Below are 19,060 nucleotides of genomic sequence, written 5' to 3' on the forward strand. Positions count from 1 at the left end.
ATGAAAATGAAATATTTCAGTCCTCTCTTTGTGAGCTGTGCACTTACACTGAGTTTATATAGCTGTAATGATTATCTGGATCGGGAACTCACTAGCGGTGTCATAACTTCTGATTTGATCTGGGAAAGCCCGCAGGCGATACAGTCCGTGCTGGTCACCATGTACGATGAAGGATTAAGATTAGATGAATTTGACGACTGGTTTACAGGAAAATCTAATCTGCTCAACTTGACTTCCTTGTCGGACGAAGCCACAGGGGCGTACCAGAAGGATTATGCGTTCAGTAATGCCAATTCGATATATACCTATAGTGATTATGTATTTGAAGATCCGTTTGCGACCAGATACGTACAGATACGCCGCACCAACGACTTCCTCAAGAAGCTGAACGAGACTGCTGTCCTGAGTACGGAAGAAAAACGTGTGATCGACGCTGAAGCACGCTGGATAAGGGCAATGCAATATTTCGGACTGGTTAAACGCTATGGAGGAGTTCCTCTGCTGACAGCGCCGCAGGAATATGTGCCCGGAGATTTTGAAGGATTGCAGGTACCTAGAAATAAGGAGTCAGAAGTGTATGATTTTATTATCGCTGAGTGTAAGGCAATCAGTGATATCCTTCCCGCATCCAGAACTGCTGAAAGTAAATATAGGGCATCTAAAGGTGCCGCGCTTGCTCTATGTTCGCGAGCTGCGCTTTATGCTGGTTCAATTGCAAAATATGGTTCGAACGCCAATTTAAGCGGTGAGGCGGTCACACGTGGATACGTGGGAATAGCATCCAGTGAGGCAATGCGGTATTTTACGGAATCATACAATGCTTCAAAAGCATTGCTGGACGCAGGTACCTATAGCCTTTACAATAAAAATGCCGACAAAGCGGAGAATTTCTATGAACTGTTTTCCAAAAGTGTTAATGGTAATAATGGGGAATATATCTTTCAGAAAACATTCAATGTTTCAGCGGGAAAAGGTCACATGTGGGATAAGATGAATGCTCCTTTTTCCTATCGTGGTGACGGATGGGGATGTGGTGTAACTCCTACGCTTGAAATGGTCGAAGCATTTGAATACAGCGATGGAAGCCCCGGTAAATTGGCCTTAAAAAATACGGATGGGACACCACGTAGTTTTGATAGTCCCTATGATCTTTTCGCTGGCAAGGATCCGCGTCTATTTGCTTCCATCTATGTACCCGGAGCTCCTTTAAAGGGCAGCAAGGTCGAATGGATACGGGGGGTGATCAATGGACAAAATGGCTCGGGACAAAAATATCAGGCACAGAATCAGCCGGACAAAGATAATGTGGCTACAATCGATGGCGTGAGGTACAATACTTCAGGTAAAGATGGTGGTGCAGACGTGGGAGATGCTTCAAAAACGGGGTTTTATATGCGAAAGTTTTTTGATGAAACGCTTACGGATATGACTAATATTGATGCCAAACGCTCGGAAACACCTTGGGTAGTATTTCGCCTTGGTGAAATTTACCTCAATCTTGCCGAGGCCTGTGTAGAGCTCGGCGGAAGAGACGCAGAGGCTCTCCAGGCGGTTAATGCCATTCGTTCGCGGGCCGGGATCCAGCCTCTTGAAGCGATATCCACCGCTAAAGTAAGACAGGAGCGAAAGGTAGAGCTCGCTTTTGAAAAGCTGCGTTTTTGGGATCTCAAACGATGGCGGGTGGCCCATTTGGATGAATCTCAGGGCGGACTTACCAACTATAGGGGGACCGCATTATACCCTTGGTTCAATGTCAAAAGTAAGAAGTTTACTTTCGAAACCGGAGTTCCTCCTAAGCAAAAGAGATTATTTCTGGAAAGAAACTATTATATCCGCATCAGTCCGACGGACTTGAGCACAAACCCGCAACTGGTTCAGAATCCGGGATACGGTAATTAATTGAGATGTATAAAATTATGATAAATATGAAGAATATTTTTTTTATGCTCGGTGTTATGCTGATTGCTGTCATGAACAGTTGTGAAAATGAGATCGATAATCTGGAGGCTCCAAATGGCGGACTGCACGGAACCGTTTATGATATGGAAACAAACAAGCCTATTCCGCTGCCCGTGGAGGGATCGGGTGGCGTACTGGTTTCTTTATTTGAAATAGGGACAAATGCGACTGCTTCTGTCGATTTCAGAGCGAATGCAGACGGATCTTATACCAATAATAAAGTGTTTAACGGGAAGTATAGGGTGGTCGTAAATGGTCCTTTTATAGGGGTTTGTGAAGGCTATACCACGGTTAATGGGCAGACGCAGTACGATTTGAAAGCTACCCCTTTTTCCCGTATTGCAGCGTCGGCGACCATTTCCGCAAGAAATCAGGTCGAAATAGCATTTAAAGTCAATAAGGCGGATGAATCCTTTACGTTTACCAATGTATCTGTCATGTGGAACTATACACCGCGAGTAGATGAAAATAATGCTAATTATGTCACAAAGACCGCGAAAGGCAAAATAGAAGAAGGTACACATGTCTTTGAACTGGCCAATGACAAACAATTTGTCGAGAACTTCTACAAAATCAAGGCAAATGGCAACAAAATCTACGTCAGGGTAAGTGCGACGGTAAACGGTGTCGTGAATTATAGTGATACCATAGAATTGATAGCAAATGACTGATCAAATAACACGCAAAGTGAAACCTACAAAAAAGTCACTGATGAAAAAAATTATAACATTAAGTATCCTAGGTTTTTTATTGGCATCATGCAGTAAAAATGATACCAAGGTGGAAGAGCCACCTGTCACTGGTGTTTCTGTCAAAACTATGACTTACAACATCTATGCGGCGCAAAAAAGAGGCATTGAGGCCATCGCCGAAGTGATCAAGAAAAATGACCCCGAACTCGTAGGACTACAGGAGGTAGAGGTAAATTCTACCAATCTGAATTTTGATACTGGTAAACGACTTTCGGAACTCACGGGAATGCCTTATTATTATTTTGTTAAGGCACGTAACTTGGCACAAGGTGAGTATGGAAATTTGATCCTGTCTAAATTTCCCCTCAAAGAAACGAAAACATATTTGCTGGATGTACTTACATCGGAAGCCAATGCATACATTAGGGCGCTCGGAACTGTCAAGGTAAGCAAAGAAAATAAGGACTTTTATTTCGCCGTAACCCATCTGGACCATTTGTCCGATAATGCAAATAGGCTCCATCAAATTGATCTGATCCGCCAATATACCAAAGATCTTGCATTGCCGGTCATTCTGTCCGCAGATTTAAATGCCAAACCTACGGAAGAAGCCTATAAAGTGCTGACCAAATGGTTTACATCTGGGTGCCTCAATGGATATTGCGGTTTTACGGCTGGGACGCCTAAGCCTGATGGAACCATAGATTATCTGATGTATGCGCCTACAGATGCAGCAGTGACAGAGACATATGATGTTGATTATAGTTCTTATTCGCAATCTGATCATTTTCCGGTCGTTGCAAACTTTTTGATCAAAAATCCATAAAATTTTTACCTAACAAACCATGACAATAATTAGTTTTTTTAAACGGTCAGGTGCCAGAAACCTCTGCTTTGCGGCATTGATGGCATTCAGCATGGGCGTTGTGAGCTGTAATAAAGATCAAGGCAGTGACATGTCTTACCCTGATAAAACTGATGGGGCTCAAATTACACAGTATACGCCGATCTCCGGAGGGTCCGCAACTGAGATATCGCTGTACGGAAGCAACTTTGAAACAGATCTGACAAAAATTAAGGTGACCATAAATGATAAGGAAGCGGCGGTATTGAGTTCGAATGGACGTATCATTACGGCCCGCATTCCACAGAATGCCGGTTCTGGAAAAGTCAAATTGACCATTGGCGGGAAAGAATATATTTACAAACAGGCTTTTGAATATGGCTACCAGACTGTAGTCTATACGTACTTGGGAAGTACCAAGGACGATATGGATGGGGACTATGCCCAAGCCAAATTGTCGGGGCCACGATATTTGAAATGGAGCAAGGATAATGCGCTTTATTTTGTCGAAGAGGGGGCAAGCAGCCGAGATAACTTCGCAGCACTCCGTGTAGCATCAAATAACAATGTGACGACCTTACTCAAGGCTTCTGAAAGTACGCTGTTTGAACGCCTCCGGGCTTTTGACTTTTCAATGGATCAGAGTACATTGTTTCTTACTAATGACAATAACGCAAATGGCTCCATGGGCCTGGGCAAAATGACGAAATCTTCAGGTAAGTACAACAATTTGACAGCTTTGTCAGCGCAAGGGGGATTAACCACTGTCGCAACTAACCCAGTGACAGATGAGGTATTCGTGGGAGTATATTCCGGGGGAAAGATATGTCGATTAAAACCCGATGGTAGTCTGGAGGGACTGTTTGGTGTCAATTCAAAAAACGTGAATATCATGGACATCATTTTCTCTAAGGATGGTCAAACCATGTATATTTCTGGCGCTTACAATGCACACAGTGTTTATCGTGTTCCTTATGACATAAGCACCAAGAGTTTTGGAACAGTACAGGTACTTGCTGGACCAAATGCCAATACAACAGGGAATGCGGTGGGAAATGGAGAATCTGCCCGGTTTAACACTCCTGCACAGATGGATCTGGATAACGAAGGAAACTTATATGTTGCCGATCGTAAAAACCATTGCATTCGAAAAATTACGACCACCGGTACGGTAACTACTTACGCGGGTATTGCGGGTACAAATGGCCTGCAGAACGGAAACGCTTTATCAGCAAAATTTTATGAGCCCGAAGGCCTGCAATTTGGTCCTGACGGCGCATTGTACGTCGCTGACACCTGGAATCACGTTATTCGAAAAATAGTTATAGAATAACTAAAATATGTTTTACCAAATTCTTACTTAAATTAAAGAATAGGATCATGATGATAGCTTTGTCTAAAGCAAGAAATCTAAACTTGCGTCTTCTACTGTTTGCTTTAATCACTGCTGTTCTGGTGGCTGTAAGCGCGAATGAAACTTCTGCTCAAAAATTGAGCGGTGAAGTTGAGATCAAAACGATGACCTACAACATCTACAGTGCTCGAAAAATGGGTATTGAAGCTATTGCAGCGGTAATCAGAAAGGTCAACCCCGATGTGGTCTCTCTACAAGAAGTAGAACGCAATACCGATGTGAATCCGATGGATTTTCCAAAGGAAATAGCGGCGTTGACGGGAATGAAATATTATTTTTTTGCACATGCGCTCACCCTGAAGAAAGGAGACTATGGAAATGTTATCCTTTCAAAATATCCGCTTTTGCAAACAAAGTCCATTCATTTGGGGGTTGCTGATGATGGGGATGATACGCGATCTTTTGGATATGCGTTGCTGGAAAAGGATGGTAAACAGTTTTATTTCGCCACGACTCACCTGGGCTATAAAAAGGACGATGCCACCCGTTTAAAACAGATCAACGAGATTTTGAAGGAAATTAAAAATTTAAAGCAGCCGATCATTTTAGGGGCTGACTTGAATTCTCGGCCTAATTCGCAGACGATGCCGGCTTTGCAGAAATGGTTTACTTTGCCTTGTCAAATCTCAAATTGTGAATGGACCGTACCGACTCCAAAGCCTACATATACCTGTGACTGGTTAATATATGCACCTCACCAGGCTTTTGAAGTTAAGGACTACGCGGTTCAATTTTGGGCGGACAAAGAGTCAGACCACTATCCAGTTGTGGGAACATTTAATCTGAAATAGTCTTAGTGAACGCTATCGTCGTAATTGTTTCATGTTAACCAAAAGATATAAATTGTGAGAAAATTAATTTATGGACTGCAGCTGGCACTTCTGTCCGGCTGCATCTTTGCAGCTTGTGCGAAAGATTTAGCAAAGTCATCACCGGCTGACGAAACGCTGTCCTTACCAACCGAAGTACAAAGTTCAGCAACAATAGCCGGAAGCGGGGGGTACGTCATGATGACTTTTAATATCCGGCAGGATGCACCCGATGCGGGAAACCGTGCATGGACGGTCAGGCGATCTTTGGTCAAAGAAAGAATCTTGGAACATGACTGTGATATAGTCGGAGTTCAGGAAGCTTTAGGAAATCAGATGGACAATATGGCCTCAGATCTGCAAGGCTACAGCAAAGTGGGCACAGGACGAGAAGGAAATAGTTCTTCTGAGCACTCTGCCATATTTTATAAAAACACAAAATTTAATGCTTTGGAAAGCGGTACATTTTGGCTGGCGCCTGGAGCACCTACAGCTCCGGCCGGACCAGCCTGGGATGCTGCATACAAGCGCATCTGTACCTGGATAAAGCTTCAGGATAAACAGACGGCAATGATCTTTTATGTATTTAATACGCATTTTGATCATAAAGGTGCTGATGCTAAGGTTAATAGTGCGAATCTTTTGTTAACCTATATGCAAAACAAAATCGGCGATCTTCCGGCGGTACTGATGGGCGACCTAAATGCAAATCAAAATTCTGCCGCATATAGTGTGCTTAATAGTCCGTCATGGTTAGAAGAAAGCTGGAATATCGCTGGTTCTAAGTCGCCTGCATTACGTGTTACCGGTAATGGATGGAACATTAGCCCAAGCGGGGATAGTCAGATCGACCATATCTTTGTTACCGGTCAATGGTCAGTTTCCTCCAGGTTAGTCGATTGGTACCATAAAGATCCCGGAGGAATATTGCCTTCTGATCATTTTCCTGTTATTGCGCGACTACAAGTAGACGGGGTAAGTATTTTCAAAGATGCACACTATGGTGGTAAGGGAGTTTTCTTACCGAGAGGGACTTATAACTTAGCTGATCTCAATGCCCGAGGCATTGAAAATGACTGGGCATCTTCGGCTAGAGTACCAAATGGGCTTACTTTGACGATCTATGAACACCAGAATTTCTTAGGGATCAACTGGGTGTTGACGACGGATACACCACTGTTTTCTCAATTAACACCATCGGGCAATGATAAGGCCTCTTCAATGAAAGTGCAATAATAACTGATTACACTCTTTTTTTTAATAATCTTCTTTCGATTAGTTATTGCTACCTATCGGAAGAAGATTATTTTAGTACTCATGATATCTTAAATTTGAGGAGTCTTTTTTTCCCTTTAATACGATTCTATGTAAAACTTTTTCTTTCAGATGATTTTCTTGTTTTTATCACTGAGGGCAATACCACATGACTAGCATTATCCCTTGTTGGCTTTTCTATTTGCTTTAGCAATAATTTTATGATGTTATTACTTAGTTCTTCCAACGGCTGGCGTACGGCGGTGATCGTTGGAGAGATCAGGTTAAACGCCTCATGATCGTCAAAGGACACAATTCCGAAATCCGTTTTCGTGTTAGTCGTTAGGTTATTTATTGCAGCCAATCCTGCTAGACAAAGATAATTGGTTGCAAAGATGATAGCATCCAGTTCCGGATTATTCTCAAGAAAATCTTTAATAAGCTGCTGTTTGATTGCTTTTTTTGATTCAAACGGTATAAAGGCCACTTTAGAATCAATAGCTAATTTCACCATAACCTGTTCATAACCTGATAATCGCTCATGCATTTGGCTTTGTGTAGATTCGAGTGTAACGAATCCAATCTGACGAAAACCCCTATCATAAAGATGCATACAAGCTTCTATCGTTGCTTCCTTGTTGTTCGTTCCGACGAAATCTACCCCTTCGACCGGATCCCGATCAAATAGAACAATTGGGATATGTTCATCGACCATTTCTTTCACTATATTTTCTATTCCTTTGGTTGGCGCAATAATATAACCATCTAATTGGCTCCGTCTGAAAAAATTGATAATCTCAATGGCTGTATTGGTGTCACCGAGCGTACTACTATACATTATTCTATAACCTTTCGTTTTGGCTAGATTTTCGATCATAAGTGCTATTGGTCCAAAGAATGAGTCAGAAATATCTTCAACAATAAGTCCGATACTGTTGCTCCGTCCTGTTGCAAGGCTTTGCGCTAAGTGATGGGGATAAAAACGAACCTCTCTGACATAATCTAATACCTTAGTCTGTAATTCTTTACTGATGCGTCTCTCATCAGCTTTTCCGTTAATGATCAATGACACGGTTGACTTTGCAATATTTAAGTGTTTCGCAATGTCATTTATTGAGATCTTTTTATTTTCCATAAGTTCTGAAGCTTAAAAATATACATTTTTATTTCAAAAATGGAAGTTGAGTTGCATTTACACCCATTAATTTTGCAGAAACATTTCAATAGATAAATATATATAATTTGAATGCTAATCAAATTGTAAAGGAATTCAATTATCTTATTAAACAATTGTAAACCCCATAGTAGGACGAGACATTAGAGCAAGCAGAAGTTGGGCAGAGCCCTACTTTTCTTGCCCCATTCTCTAGAAATGGGGGTTAGAGTATCCTCCGGGGATACTCTCTTCGCTTAATACTTTCATTAAGCCCTTTTTTAGTATACTGCGCAGTATAGTTTATAATTCAATCCAACATGGGAAATAATAGGCTGTATATAGAATAGACAATATATCTATTAGGCTATCAATATAGATAAATATATCGCTGGTTATCTGAATAAGCATTCATTTAGCTATATCTGATGTAGCTTTTACCCCCCATCTCTTCGAATATGAAAACTTTGAACACAATTTTTGACAATAATTCCATCACTTGATTGGTTAAGGTGTTAAGCTCCAATCCCAAATACAACAAAGTTTCTCTTGCATCCCATTGGAACCCCATTCGCTGCAGAAGGCTGATCTGATGGTTTCCGATAGCGTTTCTATTTCTGAGAGTTTTTATTTTGGGAATTCGTAGGTATAACTTTCTACCGCTGGTAATTATGATACCAAGATCCTGTTCACTATCGAACATCAGTACGACTTTTTGAACTTCCTTCCGTTTCAATTTCTCTAGTAGATCAGCCAAAACCCTGGAAAAGGGCGAGTCTGGGTTCACATTACTATTCAGTCCCTCCAACTTCTTCTCGGCATCTCCTATCCACTGCTCGTAAAGTTCCCTTAATTTTTTTTGACCCGCCAATGAGCGATTCTTTTTATAGTGGGTAATCTGCCTAATCAGGATCTGTTTTTCACCATAATCGGGGTCAAGGATTGTCTGCAATATCTGTAACTCCCTATTGACCTGTCGCAACCTCTGTGCATAATAATCTGCCATCATATACTCCCATTCCTTAATGCTGGTAGAAATTAACTTTTTCAAGTCCCTTGCTTCCTTCTGGTACAATCCGATCAACATTTTTAATCTGTCTAAATCATGCATAGTATTGGTCGTTTACCAAATTTACTTATTGTTTCTCGTTAGAAGAGCGTCACCAGATAATATTATCCATATCCAAAGGATTGATTCATATCTATTGTGATGATTTTATTAAATTAGTTATATGACAGCAACTTACTTTAAAGCAAGAAAAGCGTTTGATTTCAATCCGAACCCTTTTGATTTAGGAAATATTTTGGGACTCAAAATGGGTTATGAAGACAATCACTTCCTGTTGAAGATCTATGGTCTAGAGAAAGGGGCTTTTAGTGACTATTACCGATACCATCTGAAATTTTATCTCTCCGGTAGCAACCGCTCAGAAAAGGAGTTCTTTTCCCATGCCTGGCATGTCGTTTCGGATAGGATAGATTATTTTAAGGGAAAGGATCCGTTTTCATCAAAGCACGCGCTCCATATCTCAAATATTAAGAAGCTGGGTGAATTCCTGGATTTCCTCGCACCGCTCGACAAATGGAACATCCGGCCCAATGACATGCTGCTAAAAGAGAAAGACGAAGAGATCGTAAAACTACGTTCAGAGCAAGAGATCTTACGGAACAAACTTGCCGATCTGGAGAAATATGAAGTCTCCGTAAAGCCAATGATACAGGACGACCATCTTCCCACATTTATCGATCTGCTGCAACAGATGAAAAACCTGTCCCTTCCCAACGGAAGAAAACTACTGGTCAGTGACCACGAAAGCCCATATTATAAAATGGTCTCAAAATATTTTGTCTACAATGGCAAAGATATACCGGTCAATACCGCCCGAAACTATTTTGTACAGAAAGACCCGAAAGATTCCATGAAAGGAGTCAGGATCCCGGAGGAAAAAAAACTGTTCGAGATTATTCCCAAAAATCAGAGTTAATGACAGTCCTGTCCGATTAATAAACATGACCAGCGCAGTCCAATGGTCATCCAAACCCCTCTCCCAGCCCCCAATTTTGTAGCACTGGCCCGGCATATAGCTGGATCCCATATTGTTCATAAAATTGGTTTACTATGCTACTAGACATTCTGACAAAAGAAGATTTACAGGTATTTAAAAAAGAGCTGCTCGATGAAATCAGACAGATCGTAAAAGGAAAGACCTTAGCGGAAAACGGAGAAAGAGAATGGCTCCGTAGCCGGGAGGTTAGAAAGAAACTGAACATATCCCCCGGAACATTGCAGAACCTTCGGATAACCGGGTTACTGCCCTTCAAAAAGATCGGCGGCAGTATGTATTATCGCAGTAGTGATGTAGATATGATGATGGAAGGAGGTGACGGCAATGGTTAATAATAAGCATGACCATAACTTTAGCGCTTATTTTAAATACATCACGCAGGATGATAGACTACTGCCTTCACATATCGGGCTTGTCATGGCCCTATGCTATTTTCAGCAGCAGGATAATTACAATGATTTTTTTCATTCTAGCCGCAGGAAACTGATGCATTTTTCGCGCATACGTTCCATTGCTACCTATCATAAATGCCTTTCCGAACTTGTCAGGTTTGGTTATCTTGAGTATATCCCCTCATGGCATCCGACCAGGGCAAGCAGGTTCAGGTTTATCATGGACAATATTCCCGACAGCAATGGCTAGGTCCGATGAAAACACAAGGTCCGTCCGCTTCCCCATGGAAGTGGACGGCAAACTCGAACATCTTTCCCTTAAACTCGGTCGGACAAAACGCCTGCTGGTGATACAGATGGTCGATTATTTCTACAGGAACAAGAAGGATCCGGCCGATCTGAACGATGAGGTGCTGAAAAAGGAACTTTCCAGTGGAGTAAGCCGTATACTTTCCTTTATCCGAAAGCAGGAAACCGACCTGTTGGTACCTGTCTATTCCATGCTGGATGAGCTGATTGCCATAAACAAACAGCAATCAGGAACGATAGACGTCATTTCTGATGAACAGCAGCAATCGTCAAAATTTCTGAAAGCAAATACGGAGTATCTCGGGAGCCTCGATAAAGTCCTTAAGAAATTACTTTTGGGGATCGCAGAAAAGCAGGAGCTAAAAGATAATTTCAGAAAGATCCTTGAACATTACATCAGTCAGCGGGAAACGCTTGGCTGGCCAGTATCCGCCGCCAGAAAGGAAGAACTGGCCAAACAGGTCCGGGAAGCACTGGATAATCTTTAGACATTGCTATGTATATCAACATCACAGACTCAGCGACGGGAGACAACAAAGGAAGCTGCGGGAATTTAGTTTCTTATCTTGAAAAGGAAAACCGCCTTGCCGAAAACAAAGTACCCCAGCATTGGTTCAATGGGGATAGCAATAACATCAGGCCTCATGAAGTCCGTATCGGTATAGATGGCAATGTCGCCAAGCTGGGAAAAGATGACAGTAAATTCTTCCTGATCAACATCAGCCCCAGCAGGAAAGAGATCGACTTTCTACTGGCTACCTATGGCGAGCAGGGCGCAAGGGAAAAGCTGAAAGAATATGCCGTAAGGATCATGGATGAATATGCACGCAATTTCAGGCGCCCGGGAATAGAAAACAATAAGGATCTTTTGTGGTTTGGCAAACTGGAAAACTACCGGTATTACATCCATAAGGACAGAGAGGTAAAAAATGGCACAAAAAAAGTGGGGGATCGTAAAGAAGGACCGCAGTTCCATGTACAGGTCATCGTTAGCAGAAAAGATTTAACAAACAGGATCAAGTTAAGTCCCCAGAACAGGTCACGTGGAAGGAATGTGGAACATTCAAAAAAAATGGGACAGTTTGACCAGATGGCTTTCAAACAGTCAGGTGAAACAGTTTTCGATAGGATGTTCGGCTTTGACCGAAAATTGAAAGATACACTGCTCTACGCAAATACGATGAAGAACGGAAATATTGACCAGCAGGCGGCACTGCATACACTTGACAGACAATTGAAGAACGGAGCAGATACAACAGGAGAAAATCAACAGAAGGAACCGATTCTTTCAAAGGTTGATTTAGAGAAATTTCCGCAGTTAACAGGACGGGTACCTTCATTTGCAGAAGCCGGTTGGGGGCTATTGGATATTTTACTTGCTCCAGCTCAGGATTTCGGAGGACATGATACCGTTGCTGCTGAGGAGGAAAGAAAAAGAAAGCGAAAAAAGAAAAACAGGGGTCGCGGTATGCGCTAACAATAAAGAATTTTATTCCATATATCTGGATATATAGACAACTGTACATATGGATATCTATTGTCGACGCAAAAGCAAATCTAGCCACGATGGTCCAAAGGTCAAGGGTTTAGTGAACGCTCAAGCACACTGCCCCTGCTAGCGCCCTTGACCCAATTGTACCATCTTGCCTTTTGGTGGCCTAAGCGCTGGCAATAGGATCGTATGTTCAAATCAAAGTACCGTTAAGAAGAAAAACTCTGGTATTTTCTTTATTTCAGCATAGCCATATAACGGTATATAAAATCAGGACTTTTGAGGCTCTCCTTTCCATGTTTATTGATCTGATCAGCATATTTCATCAAGGATCCACATCCAGCTTTGTTAAAGAGTTTGCGTAGCCCTTTATCTCCTGCAATATCGTAAAGCAAAAAAGCGTCCATGCAGTCTATCATCAGGTGCTTCCTGTCGAGCAATTTCAGGTTGGTCATCTCTTCAAGTTTATTGCCCTCTGGTGTTCCTGAGTTGGTCAGGAACAGGAAAGTCCGGATCAGCCACTTGTCCCGTTGGAGCGATATGACAAAGTAACCCACCTTGTGGGTAGCGAGATAACATTCCAGCAGCAAATAATCCTTTTTAACAATGGTACGGGCACTTCCTTCCCGTATTATATATCCAATATAGGCCTGCACGTATCCTCTCCAAAACACCGCACGCTCTTCAAAGCGGTCGAGTGCATGCTGCTGGGCATAGATTGGAAGCGGTATATCTTCATCAACATTGGTCAGTCCCAACTGGCTCGGTTTGATAGAAATCCAGTCAAATTCATCTATTTTGACCGGAGAGGGAACCCCCATACGGACTATTATCCTTTTCTTTCCGTCTATGTTCTGTAAAGTCGTGCTATGGACCAGCCGGTGAATATAGATTTCATTGGTCCCACCAAATTGTTCTATCGCCATCCGGTCAAAACTGAACCGTACTGTACCCCTGTAAAAATCATAGAGCTGTAGATCATTGATACTCATGATCTGTATAATATTCGTGCGCTGCTGACCAAACCACTCTGTCGTGGTAAAATAAGGCGCGAACACCTCCCGTAACTTGGAAAACCCTTTGATCCTCGTGCCCACTCTGTACTGTATATAATGAAGCAGGACAAGCGCATCAGTCAAAAAGCGTGCATAAGAGATCTTTTCTCCCAGCAGGGTTTCGATATATTGACTGCTGAGCAGTTCGGCCAAAGTTTGCTTATAATTTTTGAGCTCCTCTTCATTCATGACACGATTACCACGCAGGATCACCTTGATCTCGGGATATCTATATAGGTATAATAGTCGGAGGCTACTTTCAGGAAGAAGCTCAAAATATCCCTTGCCAACCATTTTTTCACAGATAATGCGTAACCTGTGGTAAAATACCCGACGGCGGGCCTGTTCCTTCTGGCCGTAACTGATTTTTCGATGGCTCGATTTAGTCATACCCCTCCATTTAACTTAAATTCTCGAAATATGAGATCCCTTCCTAATAAAAAGAGGATTTAAATATTCCTTAAGTTAATAAAAATCAGGTCAATTTCCAACATTTAGAAGTTGAAATGAGCTAATCCTGATGGATTCTATATCGTTAATGTCAATTATGCCTAGACTCCTAGTTATTATAAAAAGTCTATATTACTTTTTGCCTAGCTTTTGTTCCAGCTCAGCTATATATTTCCGCTGCAAGAGAAGAATTTCTTCGTTTTTGCCTAATAAGATATCCTTCAGATTTATCTGTTCATTGAGGTCATCTACTTTTTGTTCCCAATTACTGACTTCCAACTCTTTAAAAACTTTAAAAGGAGCATCTTGGTAATAATACGATAGAAAATCATGATTTAATACCAAAGCTATTTCCTTAAGGAGTTCTATATCAATTGTGGAACGTCTATATATACTTGCCACTCCTTGCTTAGTTTTGTTAATTTTATCACCTAATTGTTTCTGACTGATTCCCTGTTCAGTCGCAACTTTTTTTATTATCTGTCCAATGTTAATCTTCATAAGACAAATATTAGTTTACTAAAAATCTTAATTGACACCTGAAAGAATCTAATAAATTTACTTTCGGATGTTTTTATTTTACTTATTTAAATATTATTCTTATATTTGAATAGGAATTTGATAGTGCTTTACTAGTGGATCACATTTGAACAAGATTTGAACCCAATACATTAGCTATCGTTCTGGCTTTATTAAAGTATTGGTTAGTCCTCCCCAGGCAAAATAGGAAGCTAATCAAGGCAAGTGAAGCCCCATGTCGTGCATGTTAAATTTTATCATAAATTTGCATGATTGAGCGGCATGGTGTGCTCACTCGCTTTTCCGAACCTGCCTGGGGAGGGAGCGAGCAGAGGCCCATGTCGCTTAATTATTTTTTAGCCTCCTCGCTCATAACTTATAAAACAAGAAGTTATGATAGCATTAAAGAAACAATTACTTCAAAATTTAGCCTGTCCACCAGAATAACCCTACGGATACCTATATACCGTCCCTTCTGTTCCGGTCGAGTCCATCATAAATTTTCCAAGGGCTAAGGGATGGTTATTTTATAATTATAAGCCAAAAACAAACCAATTTTCTATCGAAAAATAAACGCAAATAGCGTAATGGGATAAATACGTCCTTTCGGTATCGGTAATTTCGATCATAAACAGACCAGATTATGTTCACACTCATACTATTACTAATAAAAGATATTATAAAAACACGTCTTTATAGGGAAAACAACCTGTTAAAGACGTTAACGGCGGTTTTCGTTTCTATGTTTAGTTTATGTTCCGCACAGTCCGTGGAAACACGGGCTGATGCCGGGCAATCCGCTAAGAAAATAACACGGGAGAACATTCCTTTTTTCGTCGATATAATCGACAAAAAGGAAAATTCACGGGAACAGTTAATGTACTATCCAAATGCCGATCTGGAGAAGTATCCGGTATTTCAGTATCGCGCAAAAATAGATAGAATAAGACCTTTAAAGGTCGGTAAAAATGTCCCCGACGAAATATGGGATCTGCCGGTCAGGATTGTTGGTGACATCCGGGGAAGAGATAGTATAACCCTGCGGGAACTTGCGGCAGATAAGATCCTCGTGCTCGATTTCTGGGCGAAATGGTGTTCTCCCTGCCTGAAATCCATGAATAAGTGGAAAGAACTACAGCCAAAATATAAAGGGGAGGTCCAGGTGGTCGGGCTGATGCTCGATTGGGATTACAAAGCCGAACTGATGATCCATAAAATGGGCTGGAATATGCCGCAGCTGATCGGACCGGAGGTATATTTACTGAATTACTATTTCTGCGGAACGCCAGTTACCGGTCCGTCAGCTTGGATCAACAAAGGCAAATTCATTGGCCTTTCTGATGCCAGGGCTGACAGCGAAAAAATTATCAATAACCTATTGCTCGGTCTACCACCCTCATTCTCGGAAAATGGAGACCGCAAACTAAAGAAGGGAAAGGAGGAGCTATGAAAAAAATAATACTCTTCTTTTTTTTAATCTCTTTTCTGGAAGGAAAAGCGCAGATAGCCGGAAAGATCATCGGAGAAAATAATATTCCGCTATCTGGAGCGACTGTGGCCCTCAAAGAGGCTAGGCAAACGATGCTGTCTGATGAAAATGGCCATTTTTCTTTCGGCAAAGTATCCTTTCCCGATACATTATCCGTCCGCTTTGTTGGATACATTGAACAGAAAGTCGCGGTAAATTCGGCAGGCCGGAATCTGCAAATCCGATTGGTCCATGCAACGCAGGCAATAAGTGAAGTACAGGTCGTAAACACAGGGTTTTACCAGATCCCCAAAGAAAGAGCTACCGGATCATTTACTACCATAAACAATGAGCTTTTAAACCGCTCTGTGGGAGCGAACATACTTGAAAGGCTCGACGGTGTTGCCTCAGGGGTTCAGTTTGTCACACCGAACGGAACAAAACCTTCGGATATCCGTGTTCGGGGCCTCGCAACGATCCAATCGGATGCCAGTCCACTGATCATCGTGGATAATTTCCCATACGATGGCGATATCACATCCATCAATCCGAATGACATAGATAATATTACAGTTCTAAAAGATGGAGCATCCGCTTCTATCTGGGGAGCACGTGCCGGCAATGGAGTGATCGTGATTACAACAAAAAAAGGGCGGTATAATCAGAAGGGAGTACTTTCCGTTAACAGCAATCTGTCCATCGGCCGGAAACCCGACCTGATGTACAGCCGAAACCGGCTGCCGAGTGAAACCGTAATGCAGATAGAAAAGGAAAAATACCTTCATGGCGGATTCTATATTGATACTGATAATCAGGTACCATTCCCCAGGTACGTGGAAATGCTGATCGCCCGGGACAATGGTTCCATGACGGAAGAGGAGTTTCTCGGCCAGGAGAATATGCTCAAGAAAACGGAAGTCAGAAAAGAGGCCATGCGGTACTTGTACCAGCCATCAGTCGTCCAGCAATATGCGCTGAATGCCCGCGGAGGGGGAGAAAATTATACTTATTTCCTATCGGGAGGCTATGACAAAAATAGGGGCGAAGTAATCGGAAATACAGGGAACCGTGTCAGCTTTAGTACACAGAACACGTTCAGGCCATTGAGGAACCTCGAGGTGATGAGTTCGGTGTGGTATAGTCAGCAGCATGGAAAAGAAAACGGGATCACCCTGAACGACCTAAAAGGACACGTAACAAGCGTAGGCCTGTCTCCTTATACAAGATTGATGGACGAAAACGGGAATCGCCTGACCCTGATAAAGGAATATCGCCAGAGCTATATTGATCGGGCCAAAGCTGATGGACTGCTGGACTGGGAGTACAATCCTTTACGGGAGCGTGACCTGATAGATAAACGTAGAAAAAGTGAGGAACTGCGGTTAAATGCCGGCCTCCGGTATGATTTTCTTCAAGATTTCCATCTGGACATTACTTATCAGTACACAAAAGGAAGTTCTTTTCGCAGTGTGTTATACGACAGGGACAGTTATTTTGTGCGGGATATGGTCAATCGTTTCACGCAGGATGACGGAAAAAAAATCATACCCTATGGTGGGATATTCATAAATGAATCCCCTGAATCGCTTCTGAGCCATTCGGCAAGGGGACAGCTGAACTATAACGGCAGTTATGGGAAAGACCATCAGGTCTCCGGGCTGATCGGCGGCGAGATACGGGAATTCAGGCGGACCATTACACCGGGCTCAACACTTTATGGCTACAATCCCGATATAGCAATGGGCCTGACAAATCTGGACTATTCGCAGGGCTACAACCTGCGTCCTGACAGCTACGGCTATATATCGTCTCCCGATTATACAAACAGAATTTTTGTGGACCGTTATCTTTCCTATTTCGGGAATGTGGGATATACCTTTAAAAAACGGTATATCCTTTCAGCCTCGCTGCGATGGGATGGCTCCAATCTTTTTGGTGTAAAGACAAATCAGAAAGGAACACCGCTGTATTCCCTTGGTACGAGCTGGGACATTTCGCAGGAAAACTGGTTTGCGGTAAGAAATCTGGAATATCTCCGGATACGGGCAACCTATGGCAGTGCCGGAAATGTCAATAAATCCGTGAGCGTATATCCAACGGTCAGGCACATGGGGGCCGACCTGACAACGGGGGTGGACAATGCTCAGATATTATCTGTCGGGAACCCGTCGCTCCGGTGGGAAAGAGTCAATACATTCAATATGGGCATTGATTTTCGTTCATTTGGAAATAGGCTGTCCGGTACTGCCGAATATTTCAGAAAGAACGCTTCCGACCTGATCGGCGAAGATATACTCCCCCCCAACACTGGTATTATTGAAGGTGGGAGCGCCAATAATTCCAGGCTTATAAATTATGCGGATCTGGTTACAAACGGGTATGAACTGCAGCTAAATTCCATAAATACGGATGGCAGGCTAAAATGGACCTCTGCACTTCTGCTGAATCTTGTCAGGAACCGTGTCACCAGATATGCGCAGAACAATAATGTGGTGATTTCCGATTACCTGGACGGAAAGGTTCCCGTAGCCGGCATGAGCAGGGACGCCATGTTCACTCTTCCATGGTATGGACTGGGCAATACGGACGGTCTGCCCATTGTATATGTTGATGGCAGGGAAAGCAGGGACTATACCAAATTTTATTCGGGGCTGGCTTTTAATGACCTAACAGCAGCGGGCCTAAGTGTGCCCCCATTCTATGGAACGCTCCGAAATGCCCTTAACTATAACGGGGTTGGCCTGGAATTTACATTGAGCTGGAAAACAGGCCATTCCTTTCGTGCAAATTCAATGAATTCCGGGGGCGAGTATACGCTTGACTATAATATGGATTATTTTAAGCGGTGGCAGAAACCCGGAGACGAAAACAGTACCGATGTTCCTGCCACTCAGGAGATCGGCAAAACCATTCCCTATTCGAATATCATATATAGCAATTCTGCCATATTGATCAAAAGGGGAGACCAGATCCGTCTTCAGGATATCCGGTTATTTTATGACCTGCCGATTTCGGTGGCAAAAAAGCTTAAATTCAATAATATGCGCTTCTATGCAATGGCACGTAACCTCGGTGTTTTATGGCAGTCCGGTGACCGCAGTGTTGATCCCGATTATTCCGGAGCGGAATATGTAGCGCCAAAAACAATCACATTGGGAATGCAATTGGACTTTTAATAAATACA

Annotated in this window: 17 protein-coding genes; 13 read left to right on the forward strand and 4 right to left on the reverse strand. The window is 42.5% G+C overall.

Features of this window, described 5'->3' with window-relative positions; genetic code table 11:
- The 6 genes from QE382_RS01205 to QE382_RS01230 are packed head-to-tail and all read left to right on the forward strand — an operon-like array spanning position 1 to position 6,954.
- A complete protein-coding gene (locus tag QE382_RS01205) occupies positions 1 to 1,899 on the forward strand; it encodes a RagB/SusD family nutrient uptake outer membrane protein (RefSeq protein WP_199768724.1) in 1,899 nt (632 codons plus the stop codon).
- A gap of 26 nt (positions 1,900 to 1,925) precedes the next feature.
- The gene (locus QE382_RS01210; RefSeq protein ID WP_199768725.1) at positions 1,926 to 2,630 is read left to right on the forward strand and encodes a DUF3823 domain-containing protein; all 705 of its coding nucleotides are present in this window, start codon (positions 1,926 to 1,928) and stop codon (positions 2,628 to 2,630) included.
- Positions 2,631 to 2,670: 40 nt separating this feature from the next.
- Positions 2,671 to 3,477 carry an endonuclease/exonuclease/phosphatase family protein gene (locus QE382_RS01215; protein WP_158656028.1) on the forward strand — a complete coding sequence of 269 codons (807 nt, stop codon included), beginning with the start codon at positions 2,671 to 2,673 and terminating at the stop codon, positions 3,475 to 3,477.
- Positions 3,478 to 3,496: 19 nt separating this feature from the next.
- A complete protein-coding gene (locus QE382_RS01220; protein WP_209577076.1) occupies positions 3,497 to 4,828 on the forward strand; it encodes an IPT/TIG domain-containing protein in 1,332 nt (443 codons plus the stop codon).
- A 47-nt stretch (positions 4,829 to 4,875) separates the two neighbouring features.
- Positions 4,876 to 5,700 carry an endonuclease/exonuclease/phosphatase family protein gene (locus tag QE382_RS01225; RefSeq protein WP_199768726.1) on the forward strand — a complete coding sequence of 275 codons (825 nt, stop codon included), beginning with the start codon at positions 4,876 to 4,878 and terminating at the stop codon, positions 5,698 to 5,700.
- A 54-nt stretch (positions 5,701 to 5,754) separates the two neighbouring features.
- Positions 5,755 to 6,954 carry an endonuclease/exonuclease/phosphatase family protein gene (locus QE382_RS01230; protein ID WP_104384683.1) on the forward strand — a complete coding sequence of 400 codons (1,200 nt, stop codon included), beginning with the start codon at positions 5,755 to 5,757 and terminating at the stop codon, positions 6,952 to 6,954.
- 127 nt (positions 6,955 to 7,081) lie between these two features.
- Here QE382_RS01230 and QE382_RS01235 read toward each other — a convergent pair whose 3' ends face one another.
- The gene (locus QE382_RS01235; protein ID WP_104384684.1) at positions 7,082 to 8,107 is read right to left on the reverse strand and encodes a LacI family DNA-binding transcriptional regulator; all 1,026 of its coding nucleotides are present in this window, start codon (positions 8,105 to 8,107) and stop codon (positions 7,082 to 7,084) included.
- Between the two features lie 433 nt (positions 8,108 to 8,540).
- A complete protein-coding gene (locus QE382_RS01240; RefSeq protein WP_307184356.1) occupies positions 8,541 to 9,236 on the reverse strand; it encodes a hypothetical protein in 696 nt (231 codons plus the stop codon).
- 121 nt (positions 9,237 to 9,357) lie between these two features.
- Between QE382_RS01240 and QE382_RS01245 the strand changes: the two genes are divergently transcribed.
- The 5 genes from QE382_RS01245 (at position 9,358) to QE382_RS01265 (ending at position 12,369) form a co-directional block, all read left to right on the forward strand.
- On the forward strand, positions 9,358 to 10,110 hold the full coding sequence (locus QE382_RS01245) for a hypothetical protein (protein WP_209577072.1): 753 nt from the start codon (positions 9,358 to 9,360) through the stop codon (positions 10,108 to 10,110).
- Between the two features lie 134 nt (positions 10,111 to 10,244).
- The gene (locus QE382_RS01250; RefSeq protein WP_209577070.1) at positions 10,245 to 10,523 is read left to right on the forward strand and encodes a helix-turn-helix domain-containing protein; all 279 of its coding nucleotides are present in this window, start codon (positions 10,245 to 10,247) and stop codon (positions 10,521 to 10,523) included.
- Positions 10,516 to 10,833 (forward strand): hypothetical protein, encoded by a 318-nt coding sequence (locus QE382_RS01255; protein WP_209577067.1) that lies wholly within the window; start codon positions 10,516 to 10,518, stop codon positions 10,831 to 10,833. The genes QE382_RS01250 and QE382_RS01255 overlap by 8 nt, the downstream gene beginning before the upstream one ends.
- Positions 10,826 to 11,380, forward strand: coding sequence for a BfmA/BtgA family mobilization protein (locus QE382_RS01260; protein ID WP_209577065.1), 555 nt, complete (start codon positions 10,826 to 10,828; stop codon positions 11,378 to 11,380). Before QE382_RS01255 ends, QE382_RS01260 begins: the two co-directional genes overlap by 8 nt.
- Positions 11,381 to 11,388: 8 nt before the next feature.
- Positions 11,389 to 12,369: a DUF5712 family protein gene (locus tag QE382_RS01265; RefSeq protein WP_209577064.1), complete on the forward strand. Its 981-nt coding sequence runs from the start codon at positions 11,389 to 11,391 to the stop codon at positions 12,367 to 12,369.
- Between the two features lie 251 nt (positions 12,370 to 12,620).
- Here the strand turns inward: QE382_RS01265 and QE382_RS01270 are convergent, their stop codons facing one another.
- Together QE382_RS01270 and QE382_RS01275 are read right to left on the reverse strand one after the other, a co-directional pair.
- A complete protein-coding gene (locus tag QE382_RS01270) occupies positions 12,621 to 13,829 on the reverse strand; it encodes a hypothetical protein (protein ID WP_307184357.1) in 1,209 nt (402 codons plus the stop codon).
- Between the two features lie 192 nt (positions 13,830 to 14,021).
- On the reverse strand, positions 14,022 to 14,390 hold the full coding sequence (locus QE382_RS01275) for a helix-turn-helix domain-containing protein (RefSeq protein WP_209577060.1): 369 nt from the start codon (positions 14,388 to 14,390) through the stop codon (positions 14,022 to 14,024).
- A gap of 661 nt (positions 14,391 to 15,051) precedes the next feature.
- Between QE382_RS01275 and QE382_RS01280 the strand changes: the two genes are divergently transcribed.
- Entirely contained in the window at positions 15,052 to 15,858 is an 807-nt protein-coding gene (locus QE382_RS01280; protein WP_209577058.1) for a TlpA family protein disulfide reductase, read from the forward strand.
- On the forward strand, positions 15,855 to 19,052 hold the full coding sequence (locus tag QE382_RS01285; RefSeq protein WP_104384694.1) for a SusC/RagA family TonB-linked outer membrane protein: 3,198 nt from the start codon (positions 15,855 to 15,857) through the stop codon (positions 19,050 to 19,052). The genes QE382_RS01280 and QE382_RS01285 overlap by 4 nt, the downstream gene beginning before the upstream one ends.
- Positions 19,053 to 19,060: the final 8 nt, after the last annotated feature.

Origin of the sequence: Sphingobacterium zeae (assembly GCF_030818895.1) — a bacterium.
In the GTDB taxonomy this organism is placed as follows: domain Bacteria; phylum Bacteroidota; class Bacteroidia; order Sphingobacteriales; family Sphingobacteriaceae; genus Sphingobacterium; species Sphingobacterium zeae.